At 61.9% G+C, this 1,675-nt stretch carries 1 protein-coding gene; it reads left to right on the top strand.

Annotated features, from left to right (window positions below):
• Window positions 1-56: 56 nt before the first annotated feature.
• Window positions 57-1,675: gamma-glutamyltransferase family protein (locus tag AC1DT3_RS20300; protein ID WP_477467013.1), on the top strand; the 1,619-nt coding region annotated here is incomplete at its 3' end.

Below are 1,675 nucleotides of genomic sequence, written 5' to 3'. Positions count from 1 at the left end.
CGATCCTCGCGAAAACTAAAACACTGCCAGCTACGCCTCCAACCTCGGACAAGATGATGTTCACCACACGACCTGAAATTCTCGGCACCTTCGGTGTCGTCACCTCAACGCATTGGCTCGCCTCGGCAGCGGGCATGGCGATGCTGGAGCGGGGTGGCAACGCCTTTGACGCTTGCGTCGCGTCGGCCTTTGTTCTGCAGGTCGTCGAACCTCATCTGGTTGGCCCATCCGGTGAAGTTCCCGCCGTCTTCTATTCGGCGAAAACGGGGAAGGTCGAAGTCCTTTGCGGCCAAGGCGTCGCGCCCAAGGGCGCGTCGATCGAACACTATCATAGTGAAGGCCTGAAGCTGATTCCTGGAAACGGCCTTCTCGCAACGGTCGTGCCCGGCGCGTTCGATGCGTGGATGTTGCTGCTGCGCGATCACGGCACCATGTCACCGCGGGATGTACTCGAACCGGCGATCTACTACGCCGAGCACGGCCATCCGTTGCTTCCTCGTGTGGCTGATACGATCGCCGGCCTCAAGGACTTCTTTGAAACGGAATGGCCGACCTCGGCTTCTGTTTTTCTTCCGGGTGGGAACGCGCCCGCCGCGAAAGAGCTTTTCCGCAACCCGCAGCTCGCCGAGACGTGGAAGCGCATTCTTCGCGAGGCGGAGGCGAAGGGAAAAGGTCGCGACGGCCAGATCGAAGCTGCGCGCGATACGTTCTACAAGGGGTTCGTCGCCGAAGCGATCGACAGCTTCGTGCGCAAGACGGAAGCCATGGATCAGAGCGGGTCGCGTCATCGCGGCGTATTGACGGGCGACGACATGGCGTCCTGGTCCGCGAGCTACGACGCGCCGCAGACGTACGATTATCACAATTACCGGGTGAACAAGATCAGACCCTGGGGTCAAGGACCGGTCTTCCTGCAGACGCTCGCCCTTCTGAAGGATTTCGATCTGTCGGCCATGGGTCCTTCGAGCGCGCCGTTCGTGCACACGGTCGTCGAGGCGATGAAGCTCGCATTCGCCGATCGCGAGGCTTATTACGGCGATCCGGATTTCGTCAAAGTGCCGATCGAAACACTTCTGTCGGACGCGTACAAYGACGAGCGGCGAAAACTGATCACGGATCACGCGTCGCGTGAACTGCGCCCCGGGCGCGTCGAGGGTTACGACCTCCAGATCGAGCGGACGCTCAAAGCGCTGCGCGAACTTTCGACGGCAGACCGCAAGATCACCGGCGGCGAGCCGACGCTGCAATCCATGCGCTCGGCACGCCGCGGCGACACGGTTCACATCGACGTCGTCGACCGCCATGGCAACATGATCGCGGCGATGCCCTCCGGCGGCTGGCTGCAATCCTCGCCGGTCGTTCCCGAACTCGGCTTCATGCTCAATTCGCGCGCCCAGATGTTCTGGCTCGAACCCGGCTTGCCCGCGAGCCTCGAACCCGGCAAGCGGCCCCGCACGACGCTGACCCCGACGCTCGTGGAAAAGGATGGCGCGCCTTACATGGTGTGCGGATCGCCTGGCGGCGATCAGCAAGAGCAATGGCAGATGTTCCTCTTCCTCCGCCACGTGCATCACGATCTGAACCTGCAGGAGAGCATCGAACAGCCGATGGCTCACACGGCGCATTTCCCGTCATCCTTCTATCCCCGCGAACAGAAGCCCGGACATCTGATGGC

This window comes from Microvirga sp. P4_G7 (assembly GCF_056401005.1).
Note: the sequence above shows the minus strand (reverse complement) of the source record. Positions and strands in the feature narration are given on the sequence as shown.